Origin of the sequence: Candidatus Nitrosopumilus sediminis, from assembly GCF_000299395.1 — an archaeon.
Lineage (GTDB): Archaea > Thermoproteota > Nitrososphaeria > Nitrososphaerales > Nitrosopumilaceae > Nitrosopumilus > Nitrosopumilus sediminis.
The window spans coordinates 1,327,974-1,341,590 of the sequence record NC_018656.1; the positions used below are offsets into that span (position 1 = coordinate 1,327,974).

Below are 13,617 nucleotides of genomic sequence, written 5' to 3' on the forward strand. Positions count from 1 at the left end.
CAAGGTATCAGTCTTGGGTTGAACATCAAGTCTGTCGTACATGTTATTTTATTTTGGATGTTTTTTCATGGAATTCTAACAACCTGAAAGACTATTGGGAGATAAACCATGCACAATGATTTGATTCCTAATATTTCTAGGCATTTCCTTTATTCCATTTTGGAACACAATCATGAAAACAAGATGGCAATAATAGAAAATGTGGCAGAGTCAAAATCTAGCGAAATATGCGAATTTTTGTTCTCTTTTGAAAATTGTATTGCAACATATTTGTTACAACTGGAAGTAGGATTGGAAGGTTACGACAGTATTAGAATCCAAACACTGAATGAGCTAAAAAACCCTCACGAAGAGAACTGGGAGAGGTTGAATTGAGTAAAATTTCCCATATTAGATATGCATATGAAGATCATATTTTTACATATAGGATTTATGAGTTAAATGTTGAAGGAATTGAATTATGACTGGTCCTAAAGGATTTGATCCGGATTCTAGAAGATCCATGGTGATGAATGTCACACAGCTGGTAAGACAACTACTTGATGGTTATGAACAAAGAGAAGAAGCAAAAAGTCATTGGTTACAAAAAGATGGGATTCAAAATTGTTGGGATGCAAGAAAAGATGCCAAAAAAGGTAACAAATGGAAATGTGTAATAGAACTAATTGAAGAAAATGGAAAAAGTTTTCTGACAATCACGGATTATGGAACATGGGGACTAACAGGAAAAAGACTATCTCAAAAAGAATTAGAAACAGAAGATCAACCAGTTCATGAGAGATGGTCTAGATTTGAAAATCTTGCTTTTGCAAATGATGATATCCCAGATAAAGAACTGTTAGGATCAAGAGGCAGAGGAAAATTTATTTTTATAGGAATTTCGTTGTCTAATCAAACATTTTATGAAACTTTACGTGATGATGGAGTGTACAGACTTGGAAATAGAATACTAGAAAAAACAGATTCTCCAACAGTTGCAGAAGAAGGAGAGAAGGCAAGAGAGATTCTAAAACAAAACACAGGCGGGTTATTAAAACCACTCAATCATGTTGGTACAAGAATAATTATTCCTGATCCTGATCCAGAAGTTGTAAAGGATTTCAAAGATGGCCACATGGAAGAATTCATTGGAGATACATGGTGGGAAATTATAGAAAAATTCAATGCAGAAATAATTTTAAAAGATGGAAAAAATGAAAGAAAGGTAAATTCATTCTTTTCAGACATACCAAAAAAACCTAAAAATAAAAATCAAAAAATTCTCATCAAAGAGAACATCATGATCCACCCCTTGGATCTACGCATAAAGAAAATTTTCTTGTTTTATGACAAAGAAAGAACATTTGATGAGAGATACAGAGGAATAGCTGTCCAAAGAGCTGGAATGAACATATGTAGACTTTCATTAGAGGAATTAGGACCAAATCTCAGCACTCATATCACAGGATATGTTACTTGTGAGAGAAATTTTGATCATGAGATGAGGAGGTGTGAAGGACAAGAACATTATGATTTCATGTGGAACAGAATTCCTGCAAGATATCTCAAAGCTTTACTGATTCAGGAATATAGAAAATTTGCAGAGGAACAATTGGGATGGAGGGCACTTAAGGCACAAAAAGCACAGCAAGGACAAAAGAACGCTGAAAGCCGTGCTCTTAGAGCAGCAAACAGAGTTGCAAAGGATATTGGTTTTGGAAGAGGGGGAACCAAGGTAAAAAAGCCACAACCACCCGGACCTCCTAGACCTAAACCTCACAAAGAAATCCAGATTCAATTGGACAATCCTGTTTTCCCAGATAGCGACACCATGAGAGTCAATTATGATCAATCATTAAAGAGTATCAAAGCAAGGATCAGCAATAATTCCAAACACGATATTCAAGTAAAAGCAAGAATTGTAATCAAGTCAGTAGAAAGAGGGGACGTTATAGAACATATTTACAAATCAGATATTGATGTTAAATCAAATACAACATCGGAGTATTTTGGAAAAGATGTTTTAAAAATTACAAAACAAGATTACTCTCCAGGTCACTACAAAATTTCAGCAGATATTGTCCTATTAACACCATTTGAAAAACTACGAAAGGGATACAAACTTGATAAATCAGAAATCTCATTTTATGTTGAACAAGATCCTCCAGAAGGTGGAGTTTTTGAAGAATTCGTACGAGTTGTAGATTTTGATTATCTTCCAGAACCTAAAGACAAGCTCAGATGTGTTCATGTTATGGGTTCCAAACCAAATACCTACAAACTTGAATACAACGGTAATCATAATGATTGTGAGGAATATGGGAAAGAGGAAGATACTCTTTCACAGTATTTGTACAGGCTATCACTTCCAGAATTGTGCTCTATAGATATTGAAAATGAGTGGAAGTTATTGTTCAAAGATTCTGACATTATCGAACCCATACGTGTAATTGAAAGAACAAATGAAATAATCGGGGAATTCACTACAAGCACATGGATGGCTAAAATCTAATGGCAGTGTTAATTAGAGAACAGGTTAACGGGAAAGAAAAGAAAATCTACAAAACTAATTTGGAAAAAGTAACAACGTCTATTGCAAAGAAGGCAGATGAACTAGATGATAAAATTAAGAAAAAAATTGAACAGATTGAAAAAGAAGCTGAATCAAATGGTCTAATAGAACTAAAATCTAAAAAAGGAAATGTTGTTAAACTTTATCATTTTGTTGGAAATGAACTAAAACCTTTTGTAGATAACCTAAAACTTTCCAAAGGAGATAAACCATATATCTGGCAGGCAATCAACTATCACTCAAAATTTCTAAAGATTAGTGAATCAGCATCAGGCAGACTGAAGAGAGATCCTGTAACCAGTACTTGGACATATTGTTATAATTTAGGGGAATACGATACAGCACAAGTACAGGAATATGATTGGACACAGTGGGTGGAAATTTTTGATTCGTCCATTACGACAAAAGATAAAAGAGTTGTCCCTTGGTTAATTAAAAAGAAAAAAGAATCATTTTCAGATGGTTCATTACAGAATTGGTTTCGTGCTCTGATGAGAGAGATCAGAAATCATCTAAAAGACTACGACACAACTGTTTTGTCAGATAAAGAATTAGAAGAAGAATTAAAAATAGCATTTGAGAAATTTTCACAAACATACACAGAAAATTAAAAAATTAATCTAGTTCAGGATAAGGATTTGAATCAGGAGCTTGGAGAACATATGAGTTATTCTTTTTCTTTGTAACAATAATTCTATCACCCTCAAGGAACCTATACTTTTCATACAGCTGTCCTGTCATTATATCGTCCTTGTGATTTACTTTTAGTTCGTAGGTCTTGTTGTCAAGCATAAGCTTAAACACTACACCAGATTCAGGAAAAAAATCCCTATCAGCTTTTTGTATGTGCCAGTAACGATGTCGGGCTTCCGGTTTCTTTAGAGGTCTTGAATATTCATCCAACAGCATCACTTTCTACAAATCATTGGAGTCAAAAGTTTTTTCTGTACGGGAAGGTTTCGAATTATTTCTTTTGCAATCACCTTAACGACTGGAACAACTACAGAGTTTCCAAACTGTCTGTATGCATGATTGTCGGATTCATGTTTCTGGAAGTTCTTTGGAAATCCCATCAATTTTGCACACTCGTTAGGAGTAAGCCTTCTTGGATTTCTTGTTTGTCCACGGGATATGAGAATCTGAGCACCGTCCTTGTAGTATCTTGCACTCAAGGTATTTGCAACTTTTTTCTTATCTGCAATTGTATATCCGAACCCGTTTCCTTTCTTTCGATGTCTTTCCAGATGACGCTTAAGTGCATTCCAAGTTCCGTCAGTAAGGACATATTTCTTGTCCACTTTCTTTTCAAGAATGTCAGACAGTTTGATATTCTTGTTTGGAATTTTTGGAAATTTGAAATTACGTGGCGTGATAAAGCCAGCAATAAACAATCTCTCACGATGTTGTGGAACCACATTGACTGCATCAAGCACTTCATAATGTACATCGTATCCAAGTTCATCCTCCAGAACTCGCAAAATAGTTTTCAGAGTATTGCCTTTGTCATGACTTTTTAAGTTTTTTACATTCTCCAGCAAGAAGGCACTAGGTTTTTTTGCTTTAAGTATTCGTGCAATATCAAAGAACAAAGTTCCTTGGGTCAGATCCTTAAATCCGACAGGATGTCCGTGAAATTTTTTTACTGGAATGCCAGCTAAAGAGAAAGGCTGGCACGGAAATCCTGCCACCAGAACATCATGATCAGGAATGTCATTTTCATCAATCTTAGTAATATCACCAAATGGAACTTCCCCAAAGTTTTTTTCGTATGTCTCTTGTGCATATTTATTCCATTCTGAAGAGAATACACATTTGCCACCTGCACCCTCAAAGGCTATTCTCATACCTCCAATTCCCGCAAAAAGATCTATGAATTTAAAATTAGTATTTTTTTCCAATCTAACAACAAAAGGTTCAGTTCATTTTATTTAATTATTGACATGTATTGATCCACAATAAGGTCAAATATGAAAAATCTTTACGCATGTCTGTTGATGAAAAATAATGACCGATATTTTTACTCCTGAAAAAAGATCGTGGGTGATGTCCAGGATTAGAGGGACCAACACGAAAATTGATCTCAAAATGAAAAAGATCCTTACGGACACAGGATACAGACATGAAATGTATCCAAAGATGTATGGGAATCCAGACTTTGTAATAAGACGAAAGAAAATCATCATATATTGTGACGGGGATTTTTGGCATGGATATAGATACAGTAAAAAAAAGAAACTACCAAAAAAATTCTGGCGAGAGAAGATTGAAAACAACATGAGAAGAGATAGAAAATACTCTAGAAGGCTAAGAAAAGAGGGATGGTCAGTCTTACGCTTTTGGGAGCATGACATAGAGAAGAAGACAGAGAAATGCAAAAGGAGAATCATTTCCAAATACAAATCAAAGTAAAAATGAAAAACATTTTCACAGTGTATAGGATTACACGCATATCATGTTAGATGAATATGCAGAAAATCTGTGATTTGTAAAATATACCGTAACCTAATGTAAAACTAATACGTACATCATGTTTAGATAAATTGAAATGAAAATATCAGATACTCACATCAAACCCACGCTACCGCCAGTGTATTCCTAACGGAAACTGTCAGTCGAGGGAATGTGATATCTGACAGTATACATACGTATTACTAAGATAAAAAGAATTCTAAAGAATTAGCCTTAATCAAATTAACAGATCAGATTTCATTTTGTTCTCCAATATATTTTCAATATCGATTTTTATGGTACCGGGGGGAGAAAAACCCAATTTGCAAAAAAAAGCCAGTGCGTCAGCTAGCTGAAAAGATTTGCCATTATTTTTAGCAAATTTAAATTTCCAATTTTGTAGAGCGGGAATCATATCAGAATCACATTGGAAAACTAAATCATTGAAAGTTACATCAAATTTTGATAAGAACGGTTCGATCCTAGGACGGATTTCCTGCAGTAGTAAATGATCAAAATAAGCATAAATTGCACCTATAGAAGCAAACCTTTCTTTTGTTTTATGATTTTCATGAATGTCATGAACAATTCTATTTTTTCCTGCAATAACAGATAAGGCAAGAATACGGTCGGAACTAAAGTCTAAATTTTTTTTAATTTTATTACGTTTTGCTTTTGAAATATTTACCATGTGAAGGTTCTTTCTACCAAGGTTGTTATGAGTTTCATTAATAGTGTCATCGGCACCGAAAACAATAGCTATAACTTTATGTTGACCTCTATCATCATCAAACCCAGAAACATCAGTACCAACAAGAACCATGAGATATGAAAATATGAGCTATTTAAAAAGAAATGTTATTGTAAAACATCAACTCCCAACAGAATCAATTTTTAAAAAATATATCCAAAACAAGGAAAGTTTTAAGATCTAGTAGAAGTAAATAATGTAATGTTTAGCAAAACAGAACGAAGTTATTTATCAGGAAATTACCAACCAAGCATTACACACAGAAGGGTACTCAATCATAGAATTAAAAACAAAATCAAAGAATATCATATACTAGAACTTCCTATCATACAAAGCATTACTGAATTTAGTAACATAATTACTGAATTTACTAACAATGTAAACAATGATTCATCAAAAACAGGAAGCCTTGGGCGAGATTCGATCTCGCGACCTAACGCTTACGAGGCGTTCGCTCTACCAGGCTGAGCTACCAAGGCACGTTTGGATAAATCCATCAGAGTTAATAAAAAGCCTTTCCGAAACTGACTAAATGAAAAAAACAATTTCTGGAATCAGAGGAATATTTGGAGAAGATCTCAACCTAAAAGATGTATTAGAATTTTGTAATAATTTTTCATCGTTAATAAAAACAAAGAAATGCGTTATCGGAAAGGATACAAGACCATCAGGCCAAATGTTAAAAGACACTGCAAGTGCTACATTATTGAAAAATGGAATAGATGTTTTTGATTTGCATACAGCACCGACCCCAGTAGTTTTTCGAGAATCAAGGAAATATGGTGCTGGATTAGTAATTTCTTCATCACATAATCCATTAGAATGGAATGGAATGAAATTCATTGTTGAAGGAAGAGGTATTAACGAACAAGAACTACCTCAAATAATTCAACATCAAGACATTTTAAAAACAAAGGTGGGAGTTGAGTCTGATCTGGCAACATCATATGTTGAAGATGCAAAAAAAATCATAGGAAATATAGAAAATAGTCCAAAAATTGTTGTAGATATTGGAGGCGGGGCTGCCAAGGGATTTGCCCCAGAATTGTTGAAAAAAATAGGATGTAGTGTTGAAATACTAAACGAGAATCTTTCTGGATGTACCAGAGGACCTGATCCAACATCAGATAATTTATCAGGTTTGATTTCCTCAAGCAGCGAAAGAGATATTGGATTTGCGTTTGATTTGGATGGAGATCGGTTAGTTGTTGTAAGAAATGGTAAAAAGCAAACACCAGATGTTACACTTGGTTTAGGTGTAGCAAAATCATTAGAGTTAGGTTACAAAAAATTTGTGCTAAGTATTGACACAAGTATTTCAGTTGAAAAATTCATCAAAGAGAAAGGAGGGACTGTTCAAAGATCCAAAGTCGGTGAAGCAAATGTAATAGATCTCATGTTGAAAAATGATGCACAAGCCGGAGGTGAAGGAAGTAGTGGGGGTTTTATTTTACCAGAATTCAATTATTGCAGAGATGGAATTCTAACTAGCGGTTTGATTGCATCAATGTTAGGAACTTCAGAATTTGATGAAGTGCTAAATTACATGGAAAGTTATCACCAGATAAGAGACAAGATAAAAATTAATTCAGATTTTCATGACAAAGTCATCGATGAAATAAAATCAAAATTTTCTAAAGAATATTCTGAAATGATTTCATTAGATGGAATCAAAGGAATTATTGATGATGATAGTTGGGTATTAATCAGAAAATCAAACACAGAAGATATCATCAGGGTTTCAGCAGAATCAAATAATGTAGAAAAGTGTAAGAAAATTGTTAAAGATACAGTGGAGTTAGTGAATCAAAGTTATGAAGAAATTAGATGAGTCTGAAATAATTAAAATTTTTCAGACAGGTTTTGGTAAAAAAAATGTTGGATCAGAGGATGTAGAAATTTTTAATTTAGGCAAAAATAAAATCGTAGCAAAAACAGATACTCTTGTAGAGAGTACAGATATTCCATCCAAAATGAAATTATCTGATGCTGCAAGGAAAAGTATTGTAGCATGTGTAAGTGATTTTGCTGCAAAAGGTGTCAAACCCAAATATGGAATGATTTCAGTTAATCTACCAAAAACAATTTCACGCTCAAAAATCAATGAAATCGTTTTAGGTTTTAAAAAAGCATGTAGAGAATTTGATATTTCAATCATTGGGGGGGATACTAACGGGGGTAAGGAAATCGTGTTCAACGTGTGTCTTTTTGGAATAACGGACAAACTTGTCACCAGAAAGAATTCTAAGAAAGGGGATCTGATATTCGTGACTGGACCATTTGGATATACATCTGCAGGATTAACTATGCTGCTTGATAAGAAAAAAGGAAACAAAACTTTTGTTAAAAAAGCGATTAAATCAGTAATTAAGCCAAATCCAAGACTCAGTTTTGGAATAAAAAATAAAAAATATTTTTCGTCATCAATGGATTCAAGTGATGGTTTATCCACAACATTAAATGAAATGTCAAAACAGAGTAAAAACAAATTCATTATAAACAAAGTTCCATTCTTGAAAGATTTGGAAGATTATGTAAAACATTACAAATTGAATTTGCACAACTTGGTGTTTAATGGAGGGGAAGAATACGAATTCGTATTTACAACATCTCCTAAAAATAGAAAAATCATTGAGAGAAATGCAGTGTTATCCAAAACAAAAATCATGGAAATTGGTCACGTTACTTCTGGCAAAGGAGTATATGTTGAAAAAAATAACAATCTAACTCTCTTAAAAGATGCAGGTTGGAAGCATTTTTGAAAACTATTCACCAGAAGAAAAGTCTCTTTCAACATTATTTACAATGTTAAAAATAGATTCAGCAGACAATGCATTAACACATTGTGTAATCCATAATTCATCAAGATACATCAAGCGTTTAAAATCGTCATTAGGAAGTTCATCTGGATTTGAATCAGGATACATCGCATGAATTCTATATCCTTCATTAGCAATTTGTTGGCAGTCTTTTTCTAATGGAGACAAGCCAGAATCGGCGATCGGTGTCAGAAACTGAATTGCTACTGAGGCTACTAAGGCAGTAGCAACTGCAATCCCAATTGCCAAGAACAGAATCGATGCCATTTAATGCAAAAAGAGGGAATACAGTATATGAATAGTCATTATTTTACAGCCAAGTGCCCAAAACAAGGCAAGTTTTGAAAATCAATGTATTTTAAACCCTTTAAGGCGTGAATATTCATTGTCAGAAATCGAAGCTGAGGTAAAAGAAACAGCTGTTGAAGAGACTCAAGCAACAGTCGAAGTAGAATCACAAGCTGTTGAAGAATCAAAACCTCAACCTGAAACAAAGAAAGAAGGGCCTGAAAAATGGGGAATTGCCCATATTTACAGTAGTTACAATAATACAATTATTCACATGACCGACCTTACAGGTGGAGAGACAGTTTCCATCAGCTCAGGTGGAATTCACGTTAATGCCGATAGATATGAATCATCACCATTTGCTGCAATGAAAGCTGCAAACGCAGTGATAGAATCTGCAAAAACTAAAGGATTTACAGGATTCCACATCAGAGTTCGCGCTGTTGGTGGAGTTGGTTCCAGAGTACCTGGTCCAGGTGCACAAGCAGCAATCAGAGCATTAGCAAGAGGCGGATTCAAAATTGGAAGAATTGATGATGTAACACCTATTCCTCATGACACCACCAGAAAGAAAGGTGGAAAAAGAGGAAGAAGAGTCTAGTCAGATATTTTTATTTTAACTTCACAGCCTTTAGAAATAAAATAATCTTCAATAAATTTTGCAAATTTTTCTGCTTGATCATTTGCCTGGTATTTTATTATCATATCAGAAAACTTTTCTTCTATACCATTTTGTAAATTTGGTTTAAAGGCCATTTTAAAAAAGGTCCATCCAAATTTTGATGAGGGTTCACTTAGAACATATCCGTTGTAACCACCAACAAGGCTTTCCATATGAGACATTGCTTTTTTAATCAAAAGTAAATCATCGCCATAATTTTTTGTCCCTATTTCTAAAACAAGATCCATTACTCATCACCATCATCAGATGATTGATTACTAAGTTTATCACTTAGAGATACAAATTTTCCATCTTGTTCAACATTGATTTTTGTTGCCATTCTTATATTCAATCCAACTGATCTAAATAATGTCAATAATTTTCCGCCATCAATGCTTTCATTAATTTCCCCAGTTTTAATCAATTCAGATAATTTTTCTACAATCATTTTAGTTTCACTAGGAAATTGAGATTCTGCATTTTCTAAAACTTCTAGGCCCCTGTATCCAAGTATTTTGATTAGGGAATCTCGCGGATTTTCAGAAACTTTTTCTTTTTTGGTTCTGAGTGAGATTCAATTTCTTTTGTAGAAATATTTTTCTGCATTTCAGCTAGTCTTTTTGCCTTTAATCTTTCAAGTTCAGAATCTTCTTCGCTCAACCTTTTATCACACCAATAGGCACTAATTTTGCAACTTTTGTGGCAATTCCCAGATTATGAGATACGTTAACTACAGAATCGACATCTTTGTAGGCTTGAGGGGTTTCTTCCACAACCCCATCTCGGGTTAATGCTTTGATAAATATGCCCTTCTCATTGAGGGATTTTTTTACATTGTCTTCGGTAAAGTTTTTTCTAGCCTTAGATCTGGACATGGTTCTACCAGCACCATGAGCAGTTGAGCCGAAACTCAAATTCATGGAATTTGGCTGTCCAAGTAAAATCCAGCTTGCTGTTCCCATAGAACCAGGAACCAATACAGGCTGACCTAAATCTCGATATTTCAAAGGAATTTCACTACGATTTGCAGGAAATGCTCTTGTTGCTCCTTTTCTGTGAACAACCAAGTTACGATCTTTTCCATCAACTTTGTGTTTTTCTACTTTGGCAATATTGTGAGCAACATCATAAACTAATTTCATCTCAAGATCAGATTCAGATTGATTAAACACACGTTGAAATGAATTCCTAGTCCAGTGAGTTAGCATTTGTCTATTACTCCATGCAAAATTTAATGCTGAAAACATTGCTTTTCTATAAGATTCTCCTTCTTCAGAGTTATTTGGAACACATGCAAGTTCTCTATCTGGTAAATTGATACCATATTTTTCCATTGCTTGCTCTGATACTCTAAGATAATCACTGCATACTTGATGACCAAATCCTCTAGAACCACAATGAATTAAAGTTGTGATTGTTCCTTCTTCAATCCCCATTCTCTTTGCTGCTTCCTCATCATGTATCTCTGAAACTTTTTGTACCTCAAGAAAATGATTTCCAGAACCTAAACTTCCAAGCTGAGGTGCACCTCTTTTTCTTGCTTTATCAGAAACTTTGTTAGGATCAGCATTTTGAATCTGTCCGTTTTCTTCACAAACATCAGCGTCATCAGATGAACCATAACCGTGATCAATTGCCCAATTAACTCCTTTTACTAAAACTTCATCTAGTTCTGAATGAGTTAGTTTAACTGCGCCTTTAGAACCAACACCTGAAGGAATAGAGCTGAAAAGATCAGTGACAAGTTCTTTTAGTTTTGAACGAACTATATCTTCTGTTAAATTTGAACGGAGTAATCGAACTCCACAATTAATATCATATCCAACACCTCCAGGACTAATCATTCCCTCTTCAGCATCCATTGCAGCTACCCCACCTACAGGAAAACCATAACCCTCATGCCCATCAGGTAAAACAACACTATGACCAACAATACCAGGTATGGAAGCCACATTTCGTGCCTGCATGATTGTTCTATCAGATAACATTTTTTGCATCAATGCCTCATCAGCATAAATTCTCACAGGAACTTTCATTCCAAGATTAGAATCAGCATCGATTTGATATTGATTTTCTCCAATTTTTCTTGGCACAGCAGAAGACACGAGTATCGGTAAAAATTCCTTTCAATCCAATTTAAATCATCAGAAGAATTGTAAAAATAATTTTAAATCAAATAGAATTTTATAAAAAATATGCTAGATGAAGCAACAATTACACAAAAAGCTAATCAATTACTTGCAGAACTAAGAGCAAATCCAGATTGGGCAATTGATGAGAAAAATTTCAAACAAGGTTATTTCAAAGCCTTGGAGTGGGTTTTACAAGATACGGGAATCATCGAGAGGTAATGTAAAAAACTGTTACCAACCATGAAATTGATGATCTAATTTATCTATGATTGAATTATTTCACTATTTGTGGTAAGAAAACAATTAACAGAAAAAGAAATAGAGAAGCAAAAAGAAGAGCAGAAATTAAGAGCAAAAGCTTCTCGTGCTGCTAGAAGAAGCGGTAAAAGCATGAAAACCGAAGGTAAAGTAAGTAAAGCAAGTGCAAAGACAAGAGAAGTTAGATCATCTAAAAAGGTCGCAGCTGTTAAGAAGCAAACTAGACGATAGATAAAAAATACATCTAGATTTTAACGCATTAGAGTTCGTTTGTACATTTTTCTGCTCATAAAGACAATGAATACACCTATTCCAATTTCAACGAGTGCAATCAATAGTGTTGCAGAGAAAATATCCATCATTGCAGTCATCAATACATTAGCAGAACTGTTCGTCAGTTCTTGAATTTCACTTCCAGAATACTGAAAAACAAATGAATTCATTCCAATAATTGTATCAATGTATGACATTGTTGTTACATCTACGGGTCCAAGATCTATAGGCATTGGAATTCCAGCACCACCTACCCCACCCAAACTGTTCATCACACCTGCCATTAGTAAATAGGAGACAGAAGAAGCAAAAATTATTGCAAAAACGATCAAGAAAATTCCAAATAGCATTGGTAAAATGTAAACAATTTTTGCTTTAGTTTGGTAAGATTTTTCTTTTTTAAATTTTAATATTTTTGACTTGTCTTTTTTTAGTTTGTCTTTCCATAGGTTCAGGAATCACATGTCTACTTTTCTTCCAATTACATTGAGGACAATAGCTATCATCATCTGAAAGAGGGCCCTTACATCTTTGACATTGTTGAATCCTCATTATATTCATCTCAAAATTATCTTAAATCAATGCCAGTATGTAATATTGTTTAATGACGAATAGTTGAGGCTGAATCTAAAAAATTATTCTTGGAAATAAAATACGTCATATTTTTTATGTAGTGATCGTACAAGTTCACGACATTTAATCCAGAACTGACGGTATTCATGATCAGTCATAGAGCGTCCATACTCTGAATAAAACCATGAAACAAAATCATCTTCTAATTTTCCAAAGACAAACCCAAGATGAAAATCCTCAGATATTTTTACATTGAAATCTTTTCGTGGTTGAAGTTCATTCCACCTGTTAGATAGACCATCAAAGGAATCTTGAGTTTTTTCAAGTAATTTTTGCAGGTATTCTAAAGATTTTGTTTCCAAATCAATCAAATCATTTCACAACCAATACAGGTTTCTTTGATTTGTGAAGCACGTAGTTCGATGTGCTTCCTAAGAAGAGTTCTTTTGCAGCACCCATTCCCCTAGAACCAATAACAATAAGATCAAAATTATGTTTATCTGCAACTTCAACAATTCTTTTTCCATCATCTCCATAAGATACTCTATCAAAGAACAGAATTCCTTTTTGTGCAGCCTTTAGCTTTGCTTTTTTCATGATCTTTTGTGCGTGCCCTAACAAAATTTTCTCCAAAGAAGTTATTGGATCATTTGTTTTAGGCTTTACAATTCCTGCGACGTAAAGACCCGTAACGGTAGCATGGGATTCTCTTGCCATTTGAATTGCAACATCTAATCCCCTAAAGGAATTGGAAGATCCGTCTAAAGGTACAAGGATTTTTTTAATTTGAATTGCCATGATAGATCAAATCAATTGTTTAATTTAAAGCCGATTGAGGTTATCTCATATGATTTTCAGTTTTG

21 protein-coding genes and 1 tRNA gene are annotated in these 13,617 nt (G+C 34.1%); 9 read left to right on the plus strand and 13 right to left on the minus strand.

The window, feature by feature from the left end; all coding sequences use genetic code 11:
- Positions 1-108: 108 nt before the first annotated feature.
- The 3 genes from NSED_RS07945 to NSED_RS07955 all read left to right on the plus strand — a co-directional run bounded on the left by NSED_RS07945 (position 109) and on the right by NSED_RS07955 (position 3,162).
- Positions 109-375: a hypothetical protein gene (locus NSED_RS07945; protein ID WP_014965746.1), complete on the plus strand. Its 267-nt coding sequence runs from the start codon at positions 109-111 to the stop codon at positions 373-375.
- A gap of 85 nt (positions 376-460) precedes the next feature.
- Positions 461-2,491 carry a hypothetical protein gene (locus NSED_RS07950; protein WP_014965747.1) on the plus strand — a complete coding sequence of 677 codons (2,031 nt, stop codon included), beginning with the start codon at positions 461-463 and terminating at the stop codon, positions 2,489-2,491.
- Positions 2,491-3,162: a hypothetical protein gene (locus NSED_RS07955; RefSeq protein ID WP_014965748.1), complete on the plus strand. Its 672-nt coding sequence runs from the start codon at positions 2,491-2,493 to the stop codon at positions 3,160-3,162. The genes NSED_RS07950 and NSED_RS07955 overlap by 1 nt, the downstream gene beginning before the upstream one ends.
- A 4-nt stretch (positions 3,163-3,166) precedes the next feature.
- Here NSED_RS07955 and NSED_RS07960 read toward each other — a convergent pair whose 3' ends face one another.
- A complete protein-coding gene (locus NSED_RS07960) occupies positions 3,167-3,460 on the minus strand; it encodes a hypothetical protein (RefSeq protein ID WP_014965749.1) in 294 nt (97 codons plus the stop codon).
- Entirely contained in the window at positions 3,460-4,449 is a 990-nt protein-coding gene (dcm, locus tag NSED_RS07965) for a DNA (cytosine-5-)-methyltransferase (protein ID WP_014965750.1), read from the minus strand. The genes NSED_RS07960 and dcm overlap by 1 nt, the downstream gene beginning before the upstream one ends.
- A gap of 106 nt (positions 4,450-4,555) precedes the next feature.
- On the opposite strand from dcm, the gene NSED_RS07970 reads away from it, so the two are divergent.
- Entirely contained in the window at positions 4,556-4,960 is a 405-nt protein-coding gene (locus NSED_RS07970; protein WP_014965751.1) for a very short patch repair endonuclease, read from the plus strand.
- Between the two features lie 277 nt (positions 4,961-5,237).
- Here the strand turns inward: NSED_RS07970 and NSED_RS07975 are convergent, their stop codons facing one another.
- Both NSED_RS07975 and NSED_RS07980 read right to left on the minus strand, forming a co-directional pair.
- Positions 5,238-5,822, minus strand: coding sequence for a hypothetical protein (locus NSED_RS07975; protein WP_014965752.1), 585 nt, complete (start codon positions 5,820-5,822; stop codon positions 5,238-5,240).
- Positions 5,823-6,155: 333 nt separating this feature from the next.
- Positions 6,156-6,229 (minus strand) — tRNA-Thr (locus NSED_RS07980).
- Between the two features lie 53 nt (positions 6,230-6,282).
- On the opposite strand from NSED_RS07980, the gene NSED_RS07985 reads away from it, so the two are divergent.
- Positions 6,283-7,581 (plus strand): phosphomannomutase, encoded by a 1,299-nt coding sequence (locus NSED_RS07985; RefSeq protein ID WP_014965753.1) that lies wholly within the window; start codon positions 6,283-6,285, stop codon positions 7,579-7,581.
- Positions 7,565-8,512 carry a thiamine-phosphate kinase gene (gene thiL, locus NSED_RS07990; protein ID WP_014965754.1) on the plus strand — a complete coding sequence of 316 codons (948 nt, stop codon included), beginning with the start codon at positions 7,565-7,567 and terminating at the stop codon, positions 8,510-8,512. The genes NSED_RS07985 and thiL overlap by 17 nt, the downstream gene beginning before the upstream one ends.
- Before the next feature lie 3 nt (positions 8,513-8,515).
- Here the strand turns inward: thiL and NSED_RS07995 are convergent, their stop codons facing one another.
- Positions 8,516-8,836: a hypothetical protein gene (locus NSED_RS07995; protein WP_014965755.1), complete on the minus strand. Its 321-nt coding sequence runs from the start codon at positions 8,834-8,836 to the stop codon at positions 8,516-8,518.
- A gap of 118 nt (positions 8,837-8,954) precedes the next feature.
- On the opposite strand from NSED_RS07995, the gene NSED_RS08000 reads away from it, so the two are divergent.
- A complete protein-coding gene (locus NSED_RS08000) occupies positions 8,955-9,458 on the plus strand; it encodes a 30S ribosomal protein S11 (RefSeq protein ID WP_014965756.1) in 504 nt (167 codons plus the stop codon).
- Here the strand turns inward: NSED_RS08000 and NSED_RS08005 are convergent.
- Genes NSED_RS08005 through NSED_RS08015 form a run of 4 tightly spaced genes read right to left on the minus strand, consistent with a single transcriptional unit; the run spans position 9,455 to position 11,623 of the window.
- Positions 9,455-9,766 carry a hypothetical protein gene (locus NSED_RS08005; protein WP_014965757.1) on the minus strand — a complete coding sequence of 104 codons (312 nt, stop codon included), beginning with the start codon at positions 9,764-9,766 and terminating at the stop codon, positions 9,455-9,457. The genes NSED_RS08000 and NSED_RS08005 overlap by 4 nt on opposite strands.
- Positions 9,766-10,092: a DNA-binding protein gene (locus tag NSED_RS10795; RefSeq protein ID WP_338031858.1), complete on the minus strand. Its 327-nt coding sequence runs from the start codon at positions 10,090-10,092 to the stop codon at positions 9,766-9,768. Before NSED_RS10795 ends, NSED_RS08005 begins: the two co-directional genes overlap by 1 nt.
- Complete coding sequence (locus NSED_RS10800) at positions 10,038-10,178, minus strand: hypothetical protein (RefSeq protein ID WP_232212360.1); 141 nt, start codon at positions 10,176-10,178, stop codon at positions 10,038-10,040. The genes NSED_RS10795 and NSED_RS10800 overlap by 55 nt, the downstream gene beginning before the upstream one ends.
- Positions 10,175-11,623 carry an RtcB family protein gene (locus tag NSED_RS08015; RefSeq protein ID WP_014965759.1) on the minus strand — a complete coding sequence of 483 codons (1,449 nt, stop codon included), beginning with the start codon at positions 11,621-11,623 and terminating at the stop codon, positions 10,175-10,177. The genes NSED_RS10800 and NSED_RS08015 overlap by 4 nt, the downstream gene beginning before the upstream one ends.
- Before the next feature lie 90 nt (positions 11,624-11,713).
- Here NSED_RS08015 and NSED_RS10600 point away from each other — a divergent pair, with 90 nt between their 5' ends.
- A complete protein-coding gene (locus NSED_RS10600) occupies positions 11,714-11,869 on the plus strand; it encodes a hypothetical protein (RefSeq protein ID WP_016940209.1) in 156 nt (51 codons plus the stop codon).
- 69 nt (positions 11,870-11,938) lie between these two features.
- Positions 11,939-12,139, plus strand: coding sequence for a hypothetical protein (locus tag NSED_RS08020; protein WP_014965760.1), 201 nt, complete (start codon positions 11,939-11,941; stop codon positions 12,137-12,139).
- Between the two features lie 20 nt (positions 12,140-12,159).
- On the opposite strand, the gene NSED_RS08025 is transcribed toward NSED_RS08020, so the two are convergent.
- The 4 genes from NSED_RS08025 to NSED_RS08035 form a co-directional block, all read right to left on the minus strand.
- Positions 12,160-12,453: a hypothetical protein gene (locus tag NSED_RS08025; RefSeq protein ID WP_157861917.1), complete on the minus strand. Its 294-nt coding sequence runs from the start codon at positions 12,451-12,453 to the stop codon at positions 12,160-12,162.
- A 127-nt stretch (positions 12,454-12,580) separates the two neighbouring features.
- On the minus strand, positions 12,581-12,733 hold the full coding sequence (locus NSED_RS10355; protein WP_157861919.1) for a hypothetical protein: 153 nt from the start codon (positions 12,731-12,733) through the stop codon (positions 12,581-12,583).
- An 83-nt stretch (positions 12,734-12,816) separates the two neighbouring features.
- Complete coding sequence (locus tag NSED_RS08030; RefSeq protein WP_237737685.1) at positions 12,817-13,116, minus strand: hypothetical protein; 300 nt, start codon at positions 13,114-13,116, stop codon at positions 12,817-12,819.
- A gap of 10 nt (positions 13,117-13,126) precedes the next feature.
- Positions 13,127-13,552: a universal stress protein gene (locus tag NSED_RS08035; protein WP_014965763.1), complete on the minus strand. Its 426-nt coding sequence runs from the start codon at positions 13,550-13,552 to the stop codon at positions 13,127-13,129.
- Between the last annotated feature and the right edge of the window lie 65 nt (positions 13,553-13,617).

What these genes read in the sequence shown, in the direction of transcription:
- NSED_RS07950 (WP_014965747.1), top strand. Translation starts at nt 461, where the DNA reads ATGACTGGTCCTAAAGGATTTGATCCGGATTCTAGAAGATCCATGGTG.
- NSED_RS08035 (WP_014965763.1), bottom strand. Translation starts at nt 13,552, where the DNA reads ATGGCAATTCAAATTAAAAAAATCCTTGTACCTTTAGACGGATCTTCC.
- NSED_RS07955 (WP_014965748.1), top strand. Translation starts at nt 2,491, where the DNA reads ATGGCAGTGTTAATTAGAGAACAGGTTAACGGGAAAGAAAAGAAAATC.
- NSED_RS07945 (WP_014965746.1), top strand. Translation starts at nt 109, where the DNA reads ATGCACAATGATTTGATTCCTAATATTTCTAGGCATTTCCTTTATTCC.
- NSED_RS08005 (WP_014965757.1), bottom strand. Translation starts at nt 9,766, where the DNA reads ATGGATCTTGTTTTAGAAATAGGGACAAAAAATTATGGCGATGATTTA.
- NSED_RS10600 (WP_016940209.1), top strand. Translation starts at nt 11,714, where the DNA reads ATGCTAGATGAAGCAACAATTACACAAAAAGCTAATCAATTACTTGCA.
- NSED_RS07975 (WP_014965752.1), bottom strand. Translation starts at nt 5,822, where the DNA reads ATGGTTCTTGTTGGTACTGATGTTTCTGGGTTTGATGATGATAGAGGT.
- NSED_RS08025 (WP_157861917.1), bottom strand. Translation starts at nt 12,453, where the DNA reads ATGAACAGTTTGGGTGGGGTAGGTGGTGCTGGAATTCCAATGCCTATA.
- NSED_RS07960 (WP_014965749.1), bottom strand. Translation starts at nt 3,460, where the DNA reads ATGCTGTTGGATGAATATTCAAGACCTCTAAAGAAACCGGAAGCCCGA.
- thiL (WP_014965754.1), top strand. Translation starts at nt 7,565, where the DNA reads ATGAAGAAATTAGATGAGTCTGAAATAATTAAAATTTTTCAGACAGGT.
- NSED_RS07970 (WP_014965751.1), top strand. Translation starts at nt 4,556, where the DNA reads ATGACCGATATTTTTACTCCTGAAAAAAGATCGTGGGTGATGTCCAGG.
- NSED_RS07995 (WP_014965755.1), bottom strand. Translation starts at nt 8,836, where the DNA reads ATGGCATCGATTCTGTTCTTGGCAATTGGGATTGCAGTTGCTACTGCC.
- NSED_RS10355 (WP_157861919.1), bottom strand. Translation starts at nt 12,733, where the DNA reads ATGAGGATTCAACAATGTCAAAGATGTAAGGGCCCTCTTTCAGATGAT.
- NSED_RS07985 (WP_014965753.1), top strand. Translation starts at nt 6,283, where the DNA reads ATGAAAAAAACAATTTCTGGAATCAGAGGAATATTTGGAGAAGATCTC.